This is a genomic window from Microcoleus asticus IPMA8, from assembly GCF_013179805.1.
In the GTDB taxonomy this organism is placed as follows: domain Bacteria; phylum Cyanobacteriota; class Cyanobacteriia; order Cyanobacteriales; family Microcoleaceae; genus Microcoleus; species Microcoleus asticus.
This window is the reverse complement of sequence record NZ_SRRZ01000089.1, coordinates 13,076-31,800: the sequence shown is the minus strand read 5'-3', so window position 1 is coordinate 31,800 and position 18,725 is coordinate 13,076. Positions and strand designations below refer to the sequence as shown.

Sequence of the window (18,725 nt, the reverse complement as noted above, 5' to 3'; positions counted from 1 at the left end):
AACCCCGAATAAGCGCCACTTTTATCAACGGGGGATGAGGGCTGTAACTCAGATTAGGCCTAGCTCTTAGGTCTCTTTGTCACCCCCCCAGCGGTTTCTTAGAGTCTGTGAGAAGTCAGAAACCGGGTGGATCGCCGCCCTTAAATCCTCAATGAAAATCGACAATCGATGAGCGACGCACCTTACTCTCAGGGTAAGCGTCAACAAACCAAAAACCAATGATTGTTGCAAGAGTTTTGAGAATTATTCTAATATAGAAATAACTTCTAGGAGGTTAGAGGCATGACAAGCATATCCGACAAACAAACAGCTATCATCCGTACAGAAAGAGGACTGACGATCGCAGGTACGCGCATTACCATCTACGACATCATGGACTATGTGACGGCTCAAATCCACCTAAGTTTATCAGAGGATTGTTTGACCTTACAGAAGAACAAATTAATGCAGCTTTAGCGTATATTGAGGCCAATCGCGCCGATGTTGAAGCTGAGTATCAAATGGTGCTTAAGGAAGCGGAGGAACTTAGGCTATATTATGAAGAAAAAAATCGCGATCTGATTGCTAGAATTGCGGCCCAGCCACCAAAACCTGGTGAAGAAGCGATTCGAGCAAAAGTTCAAGCAGCCAAGGCCAAATTCAAGTCTCAGCCATGAATTTTTTGGTCTATCATAATTTGAGAGGACACGCCGTACTTCTCTCAGGTAGCATTTTGAGTAGCTGCTGGCTAGATTGGGTACTCATTCGATTTATCACCTTTGACGAAATGAGCCTACCAATCAATAGTGACATCGCGTTGTTTGGCGGTTAGCTCAATCAAACCAGATGATTCTCTTGACGGCGAATCGGAGTATGAAGGGCGAAAACTCTCTGGAACAAGTGATGCGCGAGGAAATTACTTCTACATCACTCCCCGTGATTACTATTGGCGATGCCGATCGCTTGTTGAATGACTCTGAATATCGGCAGCGTTGTGCAGTTCGTCTGGTTGAAATTGTGCTTGATATTAATACTTATATGGGTGTAAGTCGGCTTTTCATCCCATGATGTGCTGTCGAGATTGTTGAAGAAGTGCGATCGCGTTTCTTCTGCTACAGGGGATGGTAGGGGAGGCGCAATCGCTATTTGATTACCAACAAATTTCCGGTGCGTCACCTATGATAATCGATCGTTTTGGCAAAAAATGGTAAGGTGACGCACCCTACAACTTTGGGATTGCTATATTAGTTGTAAATACATTACTATCGGTTGCGCCATTGCCAATAAGCCATAAGTGGACTTACGGTAACACCTAGTAGTGTGCCTCGATTTGTCATAGCTCCTTGTGTACCGCCATAAGCTTGACCGTTTTCGACTTCAAGATGCAAATGATTTTGAGCGCCGACAATACCAACAGTTTCACCAGCATTGATTCGTTTACCATTCGATAAACCGCTTGCAGACTTCAAATGACCATAAACCCATTGACGACCATCATCAGAGTTAATTCCTACAAAAATATTACCATCTCCTGAACCACTTGTCCATGTCACTCTTCCTCCAATTGCAGCTTTAATTGTTGCGCCATTATTTGCTCCCATATCAAGCCCTGCGTGCCAAGTTCCATAACCTGAGTAATAGCTTTGGTCATAAGCATAGCCAGTATTCATGGGTACTCGATAGCCAAAGATAGTATTAGAAAGATCGGTGTAAATCTGCTCAATCCGATCGTCTGTTTTCCCTCGTTGATCTCCTCCACCCCCCAAAGGATACTGCTCAAATTGATTATTATCTCCACTTTGCTGATCCCACTGAGTTTCGCTTAATGAAGAAATCTCGCGGTAGTAACCAGGTGGTGGTGGCGGAGTCAAACTTGTTCCAGTTAACGCTACATCACCAAACCAAGTTCCTTTCGTGCCCCAATAAGCAATGTCTGTCCATTTTTCGGTAGGTAAAAATTTGCTGCCATCAGAACGTCTGACATAAACACCTTTATAAACACCATCGTCATTAGATACGATTGCATCAGCTTTACCATCCCCCGTTACATCACCAAATCCGGCTGCTTTCGATCCCAAATAACCAATGTCTGTCCATTTTTCATTAGGTAAAAATTTGTTGCCATCAGAACGTCTGATATAAACACCATCGTCATTAGATACGATTGCATCAGCTTTACCATCTCCCGTAACATCAGCAAACCAGCTTCCTTTCGTTCCCCAATAACCAATATCTGTCCATTTTTCGTTCGGTAAAAATTTGCTGCCATCAGAACGTCTGACATAAACGCCATCGTTATTAGATGCTATTGCATCAGCTTTACCATCTCCCGTTACATCAGCAAACCCTGTTCCTATCGATCCCCAAAAAGGAATGTCTATCCATTTTTCGTTCGGTAAAAATTTGCTACCATTAGAACGCCTGACATAAACACCATCTTCATTAGCCACAATAGCATCAGCTTTACCATCTCCGGTCACATCTGTGCTATTCTGGGCTTGTTCAACCGGGATAACTTGATTATCGACAACAACAGTGCCGAAGTCATTCTCTGTCTGAATCCGTAACAACTCTGGCTGGCTCAGAGGTAAACCTAAAACAACGTCCTTAAATAACTCTCCCTCATCCCCAGAAGTATCCCCACCCGGATTGAGCAAAGTATCAAACTTGTGGCCTAGTTCCTCAATCAGAACCTCTTGAACTTTCAGGCTGTCACCCTGTAGCAAGGACTGTGCTAAATAAATGGTATCCTGAGTCTCAGAAAAAGCTGCTTGCGCTCCCTTCATGGCTGTATCTGTGAGAATTTGGAAATGTGGCATAATATTCTCAAGATTGCCAGCCGCGCCGCTTTGAATCAGGCTATGAGCAGCGTTTGGATTCGTGATATCAAAGACTTGACCCAATTGTTGCAAGGCATTGGGTGAAGTAAAAAACGTCTGCAACTGGGATTGAACCCGATTCAAGGCTAAGTTAAGTCCATTTGAATCGAATGGGGTCAAAAATTCATTAGACATAATTTTTGCGATTCTTTTTTACTTACTTTGATCTTTAGGTTGATTTAACTCAACCTAATAACTTGATATTAAGGCTCAATTTTTTGAATGTCAGTAGCCCAAAGTTAGTTAGTTTATGTACGGTGAAATTTTGAAAAAGTCAATCAAAGTCAATTAAAGTCAGTTATAGTTGTTATTGCAGGTTGCTACTTAGCATTCTAGAGACCTATGAACATCGCTCAGGCTTTGGATTTTATCAATTCACAACTGATGGCTAATACGCTCAAAACCTTGAGTACCATTGAAACTACTATCTTGAAAGAGGCATGGAAGGGTAAAGATAGTCAAACTTACAAGCAAATTGGACAAAATACCAACTATGACGGCGATAGTATTAAGCAGGCTGCTTATGAATTATGGAAACGCTTGAAGCAGTTATGTGGAGAAACTGTCAACAGAGATAATGTGCAAGCTGTGGTAGAGCGTTACTACAACAAAGTTTCGATCGCCTCTCCCCCAGTCCCTACTCCTGTCCCTACTCCCTCCGCACCTACTTATACTGATTTTGTGGGACGGGAAGGGGCGATCGCGCACCTTAACACCCGCATCAACCAAGGCGCAAAAGTTATCCTCATCCAAGCACCAGGAGGTGTGGGCAAAACAACTTTAGCCCAGGAATATCTCAAGTCTCAGGGTTTTGACTTAATACTGGAATTGCTAATGGCAAAGGAGAAAGAAAATATTACCCTGGTTGAAAGCGTGATTGAAGAATGGCTGAAGCGGGACTTTCAGGAAGAACCTGGCCGCGAGTTTGGAGTTACCCTTGGAAGACTGAAACGCCAACTTCAGACGCGCCGAGTAGGGATATTAATTGATAATTTGGAACCCGCGCTAGATGGACAAGGCAGATTTATTGAACCCCATCGCAGCTATGTGGATTTATTGCGAGTTTTGGCTGATTATTCGGTACAGTCAGTAACGTTAATTACCAGTCGCGAACCTTTAGCTGAATGCGTAGGTGTCACTAATTACCCGCTACCTAGCCTTGATGAAAAAGCGTGGCATGATTTTTTTAGCCGCCGTGATATTGAGATAGATGAGATAACTATACAAGAAATGCACAAGGCTTATGGCGGTAATGCCTTGGCGATGAATATTTTATGCGACCCCATACAGAGAGATGGAGGGATGGTAGCCTATTGGCAAGAACATAAAGTTGAAGCTGATTTATTAGTGGAGTTAGCTGTAGAAAATCTTGTTAAAGAGCAGTTTAATCGTCTCGAAAAAACTTATCCTGAAGCATATCGACTCCTCTGCCGTTTGGGATGTTATCGCTATCAGGATGTGCCGACTGTACCCACTGAGGGATTATTGTGCTTACTATGGGATGTGCCAGAAGGACAGCGCAGACGGGTGATTGAATCTTTGCGAAGTCGGTCTTTAGTTGAGTGTTTAAAAGGAGAATATTGGCTGCATCCAGTGATTCGGGCAGAGGCAATTAGTAGACTGAGAGATAGTGAAGATTGGGAAGAAGCCAATCGAAAAGCAGCAGATTTTTGGACGGATAGTGTTAAAAAAATTGAAGCTATCCCAGACGCAATGAGAGCTTTTGAAGCTTACCATCATTGTATAATGATATATGATATCGAGCAGGCTGCTGCTGTCATTGTCCGACAAAGATATAGCAAATGGAGATTAGACGAACCTCTTACTAACTCGTTCTATAGACTAGGTTTGTTACAAGAAATGATTTTTGCAATTAATCAGATAATTAATAGGGTTTCTCCTGGAGCTCATTTAACAAGACTTTATAACTCTTTGGGTAATTTTTATTGGATAACAGGCGCTCTTAATTTATCTATCAAGTGTCACAAAAATTGCTACAATTTAGCTGTTGATTTCCAAATAAAAGAACTAGAAATTATATCATTATCTAACATTGGTCTCTGCCAGATAGAAGCAGGAGAATTAGAAGAAGCATTATTGTTATTTGAAAAAGTTAACTCTTTGTCGAACTGTACAAATTTGCACGAGCAGCAAATAGGTGCTTGGTTTTGTTTGGCATTAATACACTCACGTTTAGGATTTTGTCAGCAAGCACGATTATTTATTGAAAATGTTTGCTCTGAATTAAGTTTTAGATTGGGAGCGCGTGGTACAGGATACAGATTGGTTTTTTTAGGTCAAGCCTACAAAGAGTTAGGAGAAAAAGAAAAATCTTTGGAAATGTACCACAATGCCCTCTTATTTGCTGAAGAGAGCCACTATACTCAGATTAAGGCTAAAGCTTTGTATGGTCTAGCAGAACTCTATCGCATACAGGGAGAATTTGAAACAGCCCTTTCCCATCATTCAGAATCAATCGAACTTCTGGATAAAATCGGTGCTAAATCTGACCTAGCTGAGGCTTACTATCAACGTGCCTTAACCTATCAAAAAATGGGTAATACAGTGGATAGTGAGGAGTATTTTAATCAAGCAATAACACTTTATGAAGAGATGGAAGCCCCTAAACAAATTGCCAGAGTTCGCCAATCAATATTAATGATGAGCTAATCATTAATCTTCTCAACTCAATTAACACTATGACAGTCTCTGTAATTCAAAATGCTGAGTTTGTTAAGCTCGCTCTTCTCAACTTCTACATCGATCGCATAAAAGCATTCACCGCATCATATTGATCCGCCATCCGCGAATAAAACTCGATCGATCGCAAATCCAACTCCGGCAAAAGTTCGCTCTTACTCACCAACTCATATCCCGTAGAACGCAAGCAATAAACCGAAATTACCCCATCCTCCCAAAACCAAACCTCCTGCACTCCCACACGACGATAGATTTCCAGCGTATCAATTCCACCACTCGTCACTGTTATCTCGATCGCCAAATCTGGAACCGATTTGCGCGTACCCAAACAGTAAGACTCATCTGGTTCTTTCCGTGCACCCAATTCCTTCATCCCGATGGTTGTACTGCCGCGCCCGTAGAAACGAATATTTCTCATCCGCATATAAATTTCTAAAAGCTGGCCTAAAGTGTTTTTAGGTTCTTCGTGATCCTCAGATAAAGGAGCCATAATTTCTAAACACCCATCCAAATAAGTTAAGCGCGCCCCAGTTTCCGCCAAATCTGCATCCAACTTTTCCAGAGTCTCCCATGTCACATTTGACAGGAAAGCCGCACCTGTACCCAATCCTGCTTTAGAAATTGCGACAACCATCTGACTTACCTTTTACGATCGCTGTTCCATATTAGCGAATATTAGCTAAATTTTCCAATCAGATGGCTCTAAAATTTCGCAGTACAATGAACAATAACTGCACGGAAAAGACGATGAACGAGCCAATAAGTGCTACAGATCTGCCTCCTGCATTCCCCGACCACACGCAATTGCCAGACGAAGACGGTACATTTGTGAAAAATTTTCAGGAGCATCCTCAGAGCATCATTCTGACAGATTCGATCGGGCCGGTTGTAGAGCGGCTGCATCCAGACGGACAATATGCTATCGGGCAAGATTGCGGCATTTACTGGCGAGAAACTGACCCGCCAGAGCGAGGTGCAGAAGCACCGGATTGGTTTTACGTGCCGAATGTACCGGCAACACTTGACGGTTTTCGCCGTTCTTATGTACTTTGGCGGGAACACATGGCTCCGTTCATTGCTTTAGAATTTGCTAGCGGTAATGGAGAGGAAGAGCGCGATTCCCTTCGGGATAGCTTCGCTTCACGTACTCCCTTGACTGTGGCCGCTGACGTTACAACAACTAAACCCGGTAAGTTTTGGGTGTACGAGAGAATTATCCGCATCTTTTACTAGGGCATTTATGAAATGAAAACGGGCAATTTAGAGGTCTATCACCTAATAGATTTTGTGTATCGAAGGATGGAGCCAAACGCACGCGGTCACTATCCGATTCCTGTACTAGATGTAGAATTGGGACTGTTGCAGGGAAGCTATCAAAATCAAGAACTTCTTTGGCTGCGGTGGTGGGATTTGCAGGGGAATTTGCTGTTAACTGGCTCCGAACAAGTTGAAATTGAGCGGACCCTGGTCGAACAAGAACGAGAAAGAGCCGAACAAGAACGGGAAAGAGCCGAACAAGAACGGAAAAAAGCCGAACAAGCAGAGCGAAAACTCGCCCAGTTAGCGGAGTGGCTGCGATCGATGGGACTCGATCCCGATGCTGAGGATTGATATCAAACCCGAGCTTAGTAGATACCGAGCCGGTGCGTCGCGATCGACAATCTCTAAATCAACTCGAATTTCTCCTAGCGACGCACCATACCTCATCGCGAGCCGGTGCGTCGCAGCAGTAATAATGCGATTAGATTAGTCTTAAAATTATTTTTGTAGTAAATGTAACTTACAAATCTGACATTACAAGCAATTATTTTAATAGGATTGAGCCAACCTCCAAAACCAAACAATTTTTCACATGGCAATTAACCAAAATTTATCTGTATCTAAAAACTCAATTAAAGCGTTTCGCGGTGCTTTTCTAGATTTTGTGGAAGATCCTTTTTATGTTGCACAAAATCAAAGCGTTCGCTATGTTCCAGATGGTCTGCTGGTTGTAGAAAACGGAATAGTTAAAGCTTTTGGAGCTTACGATCGCCTGAAAGAGAAGTTCTCAGACATCACTGTGTCTGAATACCCAGGAATGCTGTTGATGCCTGGATTTATTGATATTCACGTGCATTTCTCCCAAACTGGAATGATTGCTGCTTACGGAAAACAGCTTTTGGATTGGTTGAATCAATATACGTTTCCAACCGAACTGAAGTTTAAAGACCGAGAATATGCCGAACAGGTTGCAGCTATTTTTCTTGATGAACTATTACGCAACGGCACCACGACGGCAGTTGTTTTAGCAGCGGTTTTTTCAGCATCAGTCGATGCTTTTTTTGAGGCAGCGAGCCGTCGAAATCTGCGGATGATTGCGGGTAAAGTGATGATGGATCGCAATGCACCGAAATATCTGACCGATACGGCCCAAGAGTCGTATCAAGATAGCAAAAAGCTGATTGAAAAATGGCATCACAATCAACGATTGTTATACGCGGTGTCGCCTCGGTTTGCACCGACTTCAACCCCGGAACAACTGAAGCTAGCAGGGAAACTGTTGCAAGAGCATCCTGATGTTTATCTGCACACGCATCTATCAGAGAACGTTAATGAAGTTGCTTGGGTAAAAGAGCTTTTTCCCGAGTGCAAAGGCTATCTCGATGTGTACGATCGCGCCGGATTAGTCGGAGAGCGATCGATTTTTGCACACGGCGTACAACTGACAAATGCAGAATTTCAACGACTCTCTGAAGCAAAATCCACGATCGCATTCTGTCCTACGTCAAATTTGTTCTTAGGCAGTGGGTTGTTCGATCTTGAAAAAGCGAAGTCGATCGACGTTCCGATTAAAGTAGGACTTGCCACAGATGTTGGTGCAGGAACGAGTCTTTCGATGCTGCAAACGGCAAATGAAGCGTACAAAGTCGCGCAACTGAGACAATACTCTCTCTCTGCATTTCAAGCATTGTTTCTCGCTACCCTGGGCAGCGCTAGAGCGTTATGTCTGGACGATCGCATTGGCAATTTCGAGGTGGGTAAAGAAGCAGATTTTGTGGTGCTGGACTTGCGATCGACGCCGCTCATGGCATTTCGCAATTCTGCGGCACCCGCAACAACGCTGGAAGAACTTGCCGATCGTGCCTTTAGTTTAATCATCATGGGCGACGATCGAGCCGTTCACGCAACCTACATCCTGGGGGAACTCGCCTACAGCAAAGCAGATTAAACTATCGGCGTCGCCTAAACAACTGGTAAGTCATTCAAACCTAGCAGTTGGTTCTCGCCTGAGCCGGCTCAGGCTGCTGAATGATGAAACCGCAGTGACATAAAGATGAACCGAATCACGAAGATGCCCGCAATGATCCAAGTTCCCCCAGACACTTCCTTGGCTCTACCTTGGCAGGTTTTCACAATCGGATAGGCAATGAATCCGATCGACAACCCTTCCGCGATCGAATAAGTCAATGGAATCAGGAATATAGTTAGAAACGCTGGAATCACTTCCGAAATATCATCCCAGGGAATTTCTTTGACCTCAGCCAACATCATCGCGCCAACAATGACCAGCGTCGGCGTCGTTGCAAAAGCCGGAATCGCTTTAAACACCGGAATGAAAAACAGCGACACCGCAAATAATCCTGCCACAACTAAAGCGGTAAATCCAGTTCGACCGCCTTCGGCAACGCCTGCGACGGATTCAACATAAGCCGTCACGCTCGACGTACCGAAGATTGGGCCGATTGTGGTGCCAATGGCATCTGCCATCAGTGCTTTATTTGCACGCGGCAACTCGCCATCCGGGCCGATATAGCCTGCCCGCATTCCCACACCCGTTAATGTCCCGATCGTGTCAAAAATATCAACAAACAGAAATACAAACAGCACTGCAATCCAGTCAATAAAATTCTCGGAGTTCAGATTAGCAATGCCCAGAATTGCTTGACCAAAAATGTCTTTTGGCAGTTCCGGCAGCGCAAAAAATCCTTGAGGTGGGGGTGAAACCTTGAACAGCCAAGCCCAAATAGCGGTGCCAAAAATTCCAAATAGTAACGCACCTCTGACGCCCCGAACCACCAATCCGGCTGTCATCGCTAAACCCGCCACAGCGAGTAGCGTGTTCGGTTCTGCTAAACTGCCAAACGCCGTTTTTGTCGCTGGATTTGCCACAATCAATCCGGCTCCCCCATTGGCAACATCTCCTGACATACCGATGTAGGCAATAAACAAGCCAATCCCACCTGCGGTTGCGTGCTTGAGCGACCTGGGAATTGCCACGATCAATAACCGACGTACATCCGTGAATGTCAGAGCGATAAAAATTAACCCCTGAACAAACACGCACGACAGCGCCAATCGCCAATCGATTTTCAGTCCGATTACAACTGAGAAAGCAAAAAAGGCATTCGTTCCCATTCCAGGCGCCAGCCCGAACGGGTAGTTTGCTAAAATTGCCATGCAGAAGGTTCCAACTGCCGCCGCAACAGCGGTTGCCACAGCCAATTGCGAAAACAAATCTCCAGGCTGTTGTAGAAAAATCGCGTTTGACAGCACGATCGGATTGACGACTAAGATGTATCCCATCGTCATGAACGTGGTGATACCCGCGAGCGTCTCTGTTTTGAAATTGGTTCTGTAGAAATCAAACTGGAAGAACTCTGCCAGTGCTGCTTGCCAACCTGTGTAGGATTGCTTTGGCGGAATCGGTTTTTGAACTTCTAAATCAGCGCTCATGGTTTCGATCTCCGAAAATCTATTGAGATAGGAGTTAGGCGGTAAACGATCGTCCTAGACCCAATGCCGCCAATCCTTTGCGATAGGCGATCGAGCTTTTATCCCCGGCAATGTGGACTTCATCTTGCAGCGCGATCGGTAAATCTTCGGGATACTGTTCTTCAACAATGTCCTTATCTTCGCCAAACACTTGATCGTTAAAGTCCAGCGTGTCTTGCAGGGGTGCATCTTTGTCAAAATTGCGGCAAATCGGCACAAACAAGCGCGTTTTGCGGGCTGAAACCGGACAGGCAGCATTCAGGATGTGTAACTGCCCGTTCGGAAAGGTAACGGTTAACTTCGCTGTGAACGGCAGCCACACTTCAAACAATCGACGCCACTTAAACCCAGGCGGACTCAGATGCTTTAGACCGTGCGGATAGTTGCTCACAGTGCTGACATAATCAGCGCGAAACCCGTGCGGTAGTCGATCGACGGGATAATCTGGCACTTCTTGATTTTCGCGCTCGCCAAAGGATTCGGTGTGAACAAACGCAAAATGACTCACATCCAGAAAGCCTTCGACTTGACGACCTGCGGCAGCTTCGATCGCCACGCTGGCTGGGAGTACCTGAATATAGTCTGGATCGTTCCATTCCTTAAAGTCAGGAAAATGGACTGAACCGTTATCCACGAGCCTTACCCACACTAAACCATAGCGTTCGGTGACAGCGTAGGTCGTCAATTTCAGCCGAGCGGGAATTGCGGCATCCGGTTGAGCGGGAATACGCGTGCATTGACCGCTTTTGTCGTAGCGGACGCCGTGATATTTGCATTGGAGTTCATCGTTCTCAACCCATCCCAAACTCAGAGGAGCACCGCGATGCAAACACAAATCCCGTGCTGCAACGATCGAGCTATCGGAAAGTCGAAACAGCACGAGCCGTTCATCGAGCAGCTTTGCGGCAAACGGTCGATCCGTGACTTCATGCGAGAACGCGATCGGATACCAAAACGGCGCAAGGGCTTTCCAATCAGTTTCAGTAAAGGTGCAGTTTCGAGGCAATATAAACGCAGAATTGCACGATCGTTCTTGTGTAGTGTGCATAATGCTGTATGCGAAATACCGCTGAAGCTTAAAACATTAGAAAGCTTACTTCTGTACGATTTACTACATATGTAAATGTATGGCAAGGATTGCAGTAGTTAAATCGCGGCACTGTTGGGATGGAACCCAACAATTCGTTCTGGGTTTAGGTTGTATGTTGGGCCCTTGGAACGAAACCCAACTCTCTGGAGCTAACTGGTGGCTCGCTGCTCTTTTACCTATGTCAAATGCTAGTTGTAGTCCGATCGCGAGTTGCGATCGAACGCCGAATCTCTTTCATCCTTGCCTTTGGGAATCATTTTTTCCAATCCCTTAGCAATTAATGGTAGAAATCCGATCACCAAAATTACGCCCAATACGTTAAATATTAATTGAGCGTTGGCGATTTGTCGGGCAACATCTTCGCCTGGTCCAAATAAGCTGGAGAGCCATTGGGCGAGCGCAGCCAATTGACTAGCAAATAAAATCCCCAAAGTGGCGGTCGTCAGATTAAATAATAAATGAAAAATGCCCGTTCGTACAGCAGGTCTTTCTCGTCCAATTGTCGCGACTAATGTATCGGCGCAAGTGCCAACTTCCGCTCCTAACATTAAGGCAATCCCAGCAGGAAGTGAAATTAAACCTTGACTAGCTAGGGTAACGATAATAGCAACCGTAGCGGAGGAAGATTGAACTAAAATGGTAAACAAGGCACCAATTCCAGCTCCTAGTAAGGGTTTTTCTCCCAAAGTTTCCATTAACTTAAGAAATGGTTGGTAGGTCTCAAACGGCTCCATTGCGCTTTCAATTTGGTCTAGTCCGAAAAACAGTAAGCCAAAACCCAGCAAAACTAAACCAATATTTTTTACTCGGTCTGTTTTACCAATAAAAGTTAATAAGAAGCCAATAAACATAACAATTGGCGCGTATTCGTTAATTTTAAAAGCAACGATTTGAGCGCCGATAGTCGTGCCAATATTGGAACCTAAAACTACTCCTAGAGACTGAACAAATGTTAGCAATCCGGCACTTACCATCGCAATTGTAATAATAATTGTGACGGATGAAGAATCTAATAAAGTTGTGGCTGCTGCGCCTGTGGCGAGTCCGGCATAGCGATTTGTAGTGAAATGTCCGATAATTTCTTTCATGCGATCGCCCGCAATTGCTTCGAGTCCTTCCGCCATCCGAGTAACACCATATAAAAATAGCACCAATCCCCCGATCGCGCCCATTGTCATTTTAAAAGGCTCTAGTTTTTCCTCTTTTTTATCTTCCCCTTCGCTGGCATTCTTAGCTGGTTGATTCTTCTGCTGTTGCTGTCCTTCAGTAGCAGCAGGCGTTGGTTCTACTTCGCTTGAATTGGGCGTTTGAGCTTGGACGCTAACTTCTAAAGATGGGTAAAATAAATTATAACGAGCGCCGATTAAGGGAGGAACAACAATCAAGATTGTTGCTAAAAAGCTGAGTACCGATAGGTTGAGAAGTTTTTTCCTTGAATTAATTAAAAACCGCATGATGTTTACTCAAATTTTTCTTTAGTTTAAGATTTTACTAAATGCCAAACCTCTACCTAAATAAATATTTTAAGAGTCGATACAAAGATTATAATTGGTTTATAAACAGGTTAACAAAACTTGCGCAGATGATAAACTAACGGGTGGCTTCTTCCGAGACTGAACGCATTGTGCCATCAGTAACTCGATTAAGATTTCGATAATTTAGAGCAAGAATCGAGGTTGAACGAACTGTTTACACTCTTTAAGCTTTAAGTAACCGCTATCAATTAACAGCACCGAAAGGAGGAACTTATTATGTCAGAAAAATCACAGGTCGCCAAATATTGACATTCGGCGCACCAGGAATCGCAGGGCTGACAGGAGCGATCGAAAGAGTTTCACGTCTGTGCGATCGACGACCTGAAATCTGCTGTATGTAGAGGGACGGGATGAGAAAATATCTAATCCAATAAAGCCTGTCCTCGACGCACACACGCTATCTCTAGGGCTCCACGCACACCGCACTTATCTTTTATAATCACAAACAACAAAGCTGATGGAAACTAAACCACCTCTACCGCCATTTACGTTGGAAACGGCTAAAGCCAAAGTTCAAGCTGCTGAAGATGCCTGGAATACCCGCGATCCTGAACGAGTAGCCTTAGCTTATACGGAAGATTCTCAGTGGCGAAACCGTGCCGAATTCTTCAGCGGACGGGAAGAAATCAAGGCTTTTTTAAGACGAAAATGGGCAAAGGAATTAGATTACAGATTAAAAAAAGAACTCTGGAGTTTTACAGACAATCGGATTTCTGTTCGCTTCGAGTATGAGTGGCACGATGATTCTTGCTACTGGTATCGCGCCTATGGTAATGAACAGTGGGAATTTGCAGAAAATGGGTTAATGCGAAGACGTGAAGCCAGCATTAATGATGTTCCCATTCAAGAATCTGAACGGAAGTTTCGATAAGATTTATCTGTGAGTTGCTAGACGCATAAACCTATTTTTTTAGGAAAATATGCAGGTTTGTAGTCAGGACTTTAATCATGATTGACTACACGCCAGAAAGACAAATAAAGTCCTGACTACGAACGAAAGGTTTGTAGTAAGGACTTTAGTCATGATTGAGTCAACGCCAGAGAGAGGAGTAAAGCCCTCACTACGAACGAAAGACGCCTAATTGCCCAACTCTCCTCAATCGCAAAGCAAACTCGGAGAAGTTAGCACAAAGACATCCCTGGTTCCCACGCCTTCAGATTCCGGTTTAATCGGCGTAGTAAAATGGAAAAACTCGTGGTCGTTAACTAACAGCAATTCTCCCGGATGCAGAATTTTATTAAAAACAGGCTTCTCTTTTTTAGCCAAGTACAAATGCGTTTCCCCGCCGACAATATTAGTTCTGTCAACCGAGAAGATGCCGATAAAATCAGTACCGTCTTGGTGAATGCCTTCCGGTGCGGGGTTCCCGAAATTGTGCGGCGAACAAGTCGTCCTGATTTGATGGATGCCGATTTCAGCTTCGGGGTGAATTTTGCAAGAATCGAAAAAAGCAAAAATCATCTGTTTGAAATTATCGAGGGCGATTAGCCGATCGTCCAATTCGGCAAATTCCCGCCTGATATCGCCCACTAGCGGATTGTATGTTTTGCTTTGATACAAATAGCCGTGAGGTAACTTAACTAACTCATTTCCGTTGACTGCAAACCGCGATAATCTTCTCGAACGATACTTACCTTTCACATACGGATCGACAGGCATATCGTCAAAAAATTCCTTGAAACCTTCTAGCTTAATCGAGTTTACTTTTTTGAAAGTAAACATGAAGGCGTAATCCAAATGAATGGATTCTAATACGGTTTTCATAGATTTTTCTCCCTGAAGCCTTGCTCCCCTCCTTAATTTTGCCTTAAGGAGGTATATGCTTCTACTCTAGCGCAGGTTTTTTGTATGTGTCGTAAAAGACACTACGAAAATTGCAAAGATATCGTAAAGACGACGGCTAAGCTCAACAACATTTATAGGATTAAGGCAAAAAAATCGGTTTGTTCCATCCCAGGGCGCAAGTCTTTTCTGAGTAGAGTGCTCGCGTCCCCCCTCGCGAGTGGAGTGCGAGCGGTATCATTATTATCTAACCGGATTCGATCTATTAACTCCGCACTGCTTTGACCAGCGACTGACAGGCTCGCAGGAAAACGGCAACATCGACTCCAAGTGCGACGTACTGAACGCCAGCATCAATCCACTGCTTGGCGATTTCGGGGTTTTCGGCAAAAGTACCCGCGGCTTTGCCTGCTTTGCGGATGGTTTGCACTGCCTCCTGCATCATGTCGATGACTCGGGGATCGCGGACTTGGCCGGGAATGCCGATCGACTGTGACAGATCGTAAGGCCCTAGAAAAATCACGTCAACCTGTGGCACAGTAACAATTTCTGCTAGGTTGTCGATGCCGCCTTTGCCTTCGACATGAATCACAACTAAAGATTCTTCGTTGAGTTTGTCAGTGATATTTGTACCTGCTGCAGTATAAAGTCCGGCCCGCGTAGCGAAGGAAAGGCCTCGCGTGCCCAGAGGACTGTATTTAGCACTTTTGACAGCGGTTTCAGCATCGATTTTGCTTTCAATTTGAGGTACTTGAACGCCTGCACTGCCGATGTCGAGAGCTCGTTGAATTTGCGGCCCGTCGTTTTTGCGGACGCGAACAATCGGTGCAATTCCGGTGCAGTCGGCCGCGCGACACAAATCTTCAGCAGCAAGCGGGTGCAGGGGCCCGTGTTCCATGTCGATGACGGCGAAATCAAATTCAGCGTGACCGCATATTTCCATGAATGCGGGATAAGCGCAGTTCATAAATAAACCCAGGACTGTTTCGCCTTGTTTAATTTTTAGTTTGAGTTGGTTTTGACGCATAAATTTGGAGTTTTTTTTAACTGCCCATGAATGCCGGTGCACCCAAATTATTTTTAATATTACAGCTAAAACATTGCCGTTACAAATTACTTTAGGTTAAGAGAATTGACAAAAATTTTGTAGCTGCTTTTGCTTCTATTTTAAAAGGAATCAAGCACAAAAGCCAGGCACAAATAAACATTCCTAAGATTGGTAAAAATATTGGTCCCACAGAGGGTTCGACTAACCAAGCAAATAAAGAAAACATTCCAATACTGCCAGTTGTCCACAGCCAAAGAATTATAAATCCTATCACTATTTTATGTAAACTCATCCTAATTTTGATGGAACAACCGAAGGGTTGAGTATGTATATCTCCTTGTATAATAGGAAAAAATAAATAGCGACCGATGATAATGCGATTAATTTTGAATGTATTGCCAGAAATTGTTCCTTCATAAAGTTTTGCAGGTGGGGGGCCAAAGGGTAGAATTATTCTAAAAAGTTTGGGGAAAGTAACCACTTCGTCCAACCTGCGCAAAACTTCAGAAAAAGTTAAACTTGTGGTAATTGTTAAACTCTCAAAAGGAATGAATGACCTAAAAAATTTGACTATATTGAGCATAAGGTTGAGCCGGCTGTTCAAGAGTTGTGGCTGGTATTAATGCCTCTTATCTAAAAAAAGTTGGCCCTGACTGCACCACGAAATACCAGTATACTGCAAAATAAACATTTGGATGCGATGAGTGTTTTTCGCTGATGTCAAAATTAATTCCACAATCTCCGATGAAACTTCGACGGTATCTATTTTTGCTCAAAGGTCGATCGATCCTTAGCCTCACTCTCGGCATAATTTCCGCGATTGCGAGCATTTCGCCAGTATTTGCCGCACCTCCCCGCAATCGGGACAGTGCAGAAACTTGCGATATTCTAGTAGCAGGCGGCGGGCTCGCAGGTGCTGCTACCGCTTACGAAGGTTTGCTGGCGGGGCGCACAGTTTGCCTGACTGAAATTACTGATTGGGTAGGCGGTCAAATTTCCTCCCAGGGAACTTCCGCACTCGATGAAAGAGAGACTCAGCGATCGCTCTTATTTTACCCCCGCGGCTACTTAGAATTGCGGCGGCGGATCGGGGAACATTACGGCCGGCTAAATCCCGGAGGCTGTTGGGTTAGCTATTCGTGTTTCATGCCCTACGACGGTCACAAAATTCTATTTAACATCTTGCAGGATGCCGCTAAAAAAGGCAAAGGCACGCTGAAATGGTTTCCCAATACGGTTATTAAAGAACTAGCAATTACTCCTGCTGTGGCGGGGAATACGGTTGGGGGTCAACAAATTAAAAGTGCGATCGCCATTCAACACAAACCGGCCGCCAACACCCCGCCAATCAACACCGAAACTCTTTCTCAGACTATCGAAGATGCCTATCGCTACGAAAATTCTCCGCGCTTTAACAAAACTATTATTGAGTTTATTCCCAAACCATCTAACCAGTCAAGTTCAAAACCTAGACCTGCTGATTGGTACGTTGTAGATGCCACCGAAACAGGCGAATTGATCGGACTTGCGGATGTTCCCTACCGCCTCGGAATTGACCCGCGTTCACCTCTCGAACCTTCCTCCCCCAGCCCAACCGGCGACGCTTACTGCACTCAAGGTTTTACCTACACCTTTGCAATGCAGGCAACGAAGGAACCGCAGCCGCATCAAGCGCCGTCTTTTTATCAACAATACGCTCCTTACTACAGTTACGAATTGCAGAGATTGGCGAGCTTTCCCTTAGTTTTCACCTACCGCCAAATCAGGAGCATGAGACCCGATCAAAAGCGACCTTCAGACCCGAAGCAATTCCCGATTTATCCGGGGGATATTTCGATGCAAAACTGGACTTGGGGCAATGACTATCGTCCCGGTTCTGCCCAGGATAATTTAATTTATTCTCGCGAGCAGTTGCAAGAGTCCGGTCAACTGCAATCAGGGGGATGGATGGGCGGTTTGCGAACGGAAACTTTGCGCAGAGGGGAGGAAAATGCCCAAGGATTTTTCTACTGGCTGGTAACAGGAACTACTGACTCGCAGCTAGGAGAGGGAGTGAAAAAGCCTAATCCAAACAATCGTTTTTTGAGCGGTTTGGATTCGCCGATGGGGACTGTGCACGGACTTTCTAAATATCCTTATATGCGGGAGGGCCGGCGCATTATTGGACGACCGAGTTTCAATCAGCCTCAAGGTTTTACAGTGTGGGAAGTTGATATGTCTCGCACTGACTTTAAGACTGATTTTTACCGCCAGAATTTGTCGGAGGAAGAGTATCGCAATTTGTGGTTGGTTGTGGGTGGTTTGAATGCGCCCGCTTTGGCTGTGGGAAGTCAATCGGTAGAGGATACAAAATCGCGATCGCGCGCTACGATTTATCCTGATTCTGTGGGTATAGGTCATTATGCGATCGACTTTCACCCCTGCATGACCAACAGCCCGCCGGAAGCACCGGGAAATACCGAACGGGAAGGTACTCGCAAAGCTCAAGGGCAAGCTTATCCGTTCCAAATTCCGCTGCGGGCAATGATTCCCCAGAAAATTGACAATATGTTAGTGGCAGGTAAAAGTATTGCTGTTAGCCACACGGCGGCCGCTGCTTATCGAGTGCATTCTTTTGAATGGTCGGCCGGTGCGGCGGCGGGAGTTACGGCTGCTTTTTCCCTAGAAAAGGGGATTATACCTTATGAATTAGTGGACGAATTGCCATCCCGCGAGCCAAACTTAGAAGTGTTGCAGTTGCGGTTGCAACAAAATAAGAATCCGATCGCCTTTCCGGGTACTTCTATTTTCAATAGTTCGTGGCAAAACTGGAAATAATCGCAGTTGGTAATCTGTAGGGTGTTCTTCTGCCGCGCACCTTACCCTAGAAACTGCTGCGGGATGTCGGAAGCGACAGGCGCACTCCGGGCTTCCGACTTGCCCTATGGTTTAACAAACTTTGTTGACTTACCTGTGGTAT

Annotated in this window: 15 protein-coding genes and 1 pseudogene; 8 read left to right on the top strand and 8 right to left on the bottom strand. The window is 44.8% G+C overall.

Annotation, left to right across the window (positions count from 1 at the left end; all coding sequences use genetic code 11):
* The first annotated feature begins 282 nt into the window (after positions 1–282).
* The 3 genes from E5S67_RS34535 (at position 283) to E5S67_RS34525 (ending at position 1,047) form a co-directional block, all read left to right on the top strand.
* Positions 283–456, top strand: coding sequence for a hypothetical protein (locus tag E5S67_RS34535; protein ID WP_339382953.1), 174 nt, complete (start codon positions 283–285; stop codon positions 454–456).
* Positions 417–656: a hypothetical protein gene (locus E5S67_RS34530; RefSeq protein WP_339382952.1), complete on the top strand. Its 240-nt coding sequence runs from the start codon at positions 417–419 to the stop codon at positions 654–656. Before E5S67_RS34535 ends, E5S67_RS34530 begins: the two co-directional genes overlap by 40 nt.
* Before the next feature lie 196 nt (positions 657–852).
* Positions 853–1,047 carry a hypothetical protein gene (locus E5S67_RS34525; RefSeq protein ID WP_339382951.1) on the top strand — a complete coding sequence of 65 codons (195 nt, stop codon included), beginning with the start codon at positions 853–855 and terminating at the stop codon, positions 1,045–1,047.
* A gap of 194 nt (positions 1,048–1,241) precedes the next feature.
* On the opposite strand, the gene E5S67_RS21730 is transcribed toward E5S67_RS34525, so the two are convergent.
* Positions 1,242–2,993 carry an FG-GAP-like repeat-containing protein gene (locus tag E5S67_RS21730; protein WP_172190460.1) on the bottom strand — a complete coding sequence of 584 codons (1,752 nt, stop codon included), beginning with the start codon at positions 2,991–2,993 and terminating at the stop codon, positions 1,242–1,244.
* Between the two features lie 207 nt (positions 2,994–3,200).
* Between E5S67_RS21730 and E5S67_RS21725 the strand changes: the two genes are divergently transcribed.
* Positions 3,201–5,528 (top strand): tetratricopeptide repeat protein, encoded by a 2,328-nt coding sequence (locus tag E5S67_RS21725; RefSeq protein ID WP_172190459.1) that lies wholly within the window; start codon positions 3,201–3,203, stop codon positions 5,526–5,528.
* A gap of 85 nt (positions 5,529–5,613) precedes the next feature.
* Here the strand turns inward: E5S67_RS21725 and E5S67_RS21720 are convergent, their stop codons facing one another.
* Positions 5,614–6,192 carry a Uma2 family endonuclease gene (locus E5S67_RS21720; protein WP_172190458.1) on the bottom strand — a complete coding sequence of 193 codons (579 nt, stop codon included), beginning with the start codon at positions 6,190–6,192 and terminating at the stop codon, positions 5,614–5,616.
* A 113-nt stretch (positions 6,193–6,305) separates the two neighbouring features.
* On the opposite strand from E5S67_RS21720, the pseudogene E5S67_RS21715 reads away from it, so the two are divergent.
* Positions 6,306–7,169 (top strand): annotated as a pseudogene (locus tag E5S67_RS21715) (PDDEXK family nuclease).
* 241 nt (positions 7,170–7,410) lie between these two features.
* Positions 7,411–8,766: a guanine deaminase gene (guaD, locus tag E5S67_RS21710; protein ID WP_172190457.1), complete on the top strand. Its 1,356-nt coding sequence runs from the start codon at positions 7,411–7,413 to the stop codon at positions 8,764–8,766.
* A 68-nt stretch (positions 8,767–8,834) separates the two neighbouring features.
* Here guaD and E5S67_RS21705 read toward each other — a convergent pair whose 3' ends face one another.
* The 3 genes from E5S67_RS21705 to E5S67_RS21695 form a co-directional block, all read right to left on the bottom strand.
* The gene (locus tag E5S67_RS21705; RefSeq protein WP_172190456.1) at positions 8,835–10,271 is read right to left on the bottom strand and encodes an NCS2 family permease; all 1,437 of its coding nucleotides are present in this window, start codon (positions 10,269–10,271) and stop codon (positions 8,835–8,837) included.
* Positions 10,272–10,305: 34 nt separating this feature from the next.
* Entirely contained in the window at positions 10,306–11,358 is a 1,053-nt protein-coding gene (locus E5S67_RS21700) for an aromatic ring-hydroxylating oxygenase subunit alpha (protein ID WP_172190455.1), read from the bottom strand.
* Between the two features lie 230 nt (positions 11,359–11,588).
* Positions 11,589–12,854, bottom strand: a complete 1,266-nt coding sequence (locus E5S67_RS21695) for a Na/Pi cotransporter family protein (protein ID WP_172190454.1) — start codon at positions 12,852–12,854, stop codon at positions 11,589–11,591.
* A 538-nt stretch (positions 12,855–13,392) separates the two neighbouring features.
* Between E5S67_RS21695 and E5S67_RS21690 the strand changes: the two genes are divergently transcribed.
* Complete coding sequence (locus E5S67_RS21690; RefSeq protein ID WP_172190453.1) at positions 13,393–13,806, top strand: nuclear transport factor 2 family protein; 414 nt, start codon at positions 13,393–13,395, stop codon at positions 13,804–13,806.
* A gap of 225 nt (positions 13,807–14,031) precedes the next feature.
* On the opposite strand, the gene E5S67_RS21685 is transcribed toward E5S67_RS21690, so the two are convergent.
* From E5S67_RS21685 to E5S67_RS21675, 3 genes are all read right to left on the bottom strand, one after another.
* Positions 14,032–14,700, bottom strand: a complete 669-nt coding sequence (locus E5S67_RS21685; RefSeq protein ID WP_172190452.1) for a 2OG-Fe dioxygenase family protein — start codon at positions 14,698–14,700, stop codon at positions 14,032–14,034.
* A 283-nt stretch (positions 14,701–14,983) separates the two neighbouring features.
* Positions 14,984–15,745, bottom strand: a complete 762-nt coding sequence (locus E5S67_RS21680) for an HpcH/HpaI aldolase family protein (RefSeq protein ID WP_172190451.1) — start codon at positions 15,743–15,745, stop codon at positions 14,984–14,986.
* A 91-nt stretch (positions 15,746–15,836) separates the two neighbouring features.
* Positions 15,837–16,349, bottom strand: coding sequence for a hypothetical protein (locus E5S67_RS21675; RefSeq protein WP_172190450.1), 513 nt, complete (start codon positions 16,347–16,349; stop codon positions 15,837–15,839).
* Between the two features lie 161 nt (positions 16,350–16,510).
* Between E5S67_RS21675 and E5S67_RS21670 the strand changes: the two genes are divergently transcribed.
* Positions 16,511–18,583: an FAD-dependent oxidoreductase gene (locus tag E5S67_RS21670; protein ID WP_172190449.1), complete on the top strand. Its 2,073-nt coding sequence runs from the start codon at positions 16,511–16,513 to the stop codon at positions 18,581–18,583.
* Positions 18,584–18,725 lie beyond the last annotated feature (142 nt).

What these genes read in the sequence shown, in the direction of transcription:
- E5S67_RS21695 (WP_172190454.1), bottom strand. Translation starts at nt 12,854, where the DNA reads ATGCGGTTTTTAATTAATTCAAGGAAAAAACTTCTCAACCTATCGGTA.
- E5S67_RS34535 (WP_339382953.1), top strand. Translation starts at nt 283, where the DNA reads ATGACAAGCATATCCGACAAACAAACAGCTATCATCCGTACAGAAAGA.
- guaD (WP_172190457.1), top strand. Translation starts at nt 7,411, where the DNA reads ATGGCAATTAACCAAAATTTATCTGTATCTAAAAACTCAATTAAAGCG.
- E5S67_RS21670 (WP_172190449.1), top strand. Translation starts at nt 16,511, where the DNA reads ATGAAACTTCGACGGTATCTATTTTTGCTCAAAGGTCGATCGATCCTT.
- E5S67_RS21730 (WP_172190460.1), bottom strand. Translation starts at nt 2,993, where the DNA reads ATGTCTAATGAATTTTTGACCCCATTCGATTCAAATGGACTTAACTTA.
- E5S67_RS21675 (WP_172190450.1), bottom strand. Translation starts at nt 16,349, where the DNA reads ATGCTCAATATAGTCAAATTTTTTAGGTCATTCATTCCTTTTGAGAGT.
- E5S67_RS21700 (WP_172190455.1), bottom strand. Translation starts at nt 11,358, where the DNA reads ATGCACACTACACAAGAACGATCGTGCAATTCTGCGTTTATATTGCCT.
- E5S67_RS21690 (WP_172190453.1), top strand. Translation starts at nt 13,393, where the DNA reads ATGGAAACTAAACCACCTCTACCGCCATTTACGTTGGAAACGGCTAAA.
- E5S67_RS21725 (WP_172190459.1), top strand. Translation starts at nt 3,201, where the DNA reads ATGAACATCGCTCAGGCTTTGGATTTTATCAATTCACAACTGATGGCT.
- E5S67_RS21720 (WP_172190458.1), bottom strand. Translation starts at nt 6,192, where the DNA reads ATGGTTGTCGCAATTTCTAAAGCAGGATTGGGTACAGGTGCGGCTTTC.
- E5S67_RS34525 (WP_339382951.1), top strand. Translation starts at nt 853, where the DNA reads ATGAAGGGCGAAAACTCTCTGGAACAAGTGATGCGCGAGGAAATTACT.
- E5S67_RS21705 (WP_172190456.1), bottom strand. Translation starts at nt 10,271, where the DNA reads ATGAGCGCTGATTTAGAAGTTCAAAAACCGATTCCGCCAAAGCAATCC.
- E5S67_RS21680 (WP_172190451.1), bottom strand. Translation starts at nt 15,745, where the DNA reads ATGCGTCAAAACCAACTCAAACTAAAAATTAAACAAGGCGAAACAGTC.
- E5S67_RS21685 (WP_172190452.1), bottom strand. Translation starts at nt 14,700, where the DNA reads ATGAAAACCGTATTAGAATCCATTCATTTGGATTACGCCTTCATGTTT.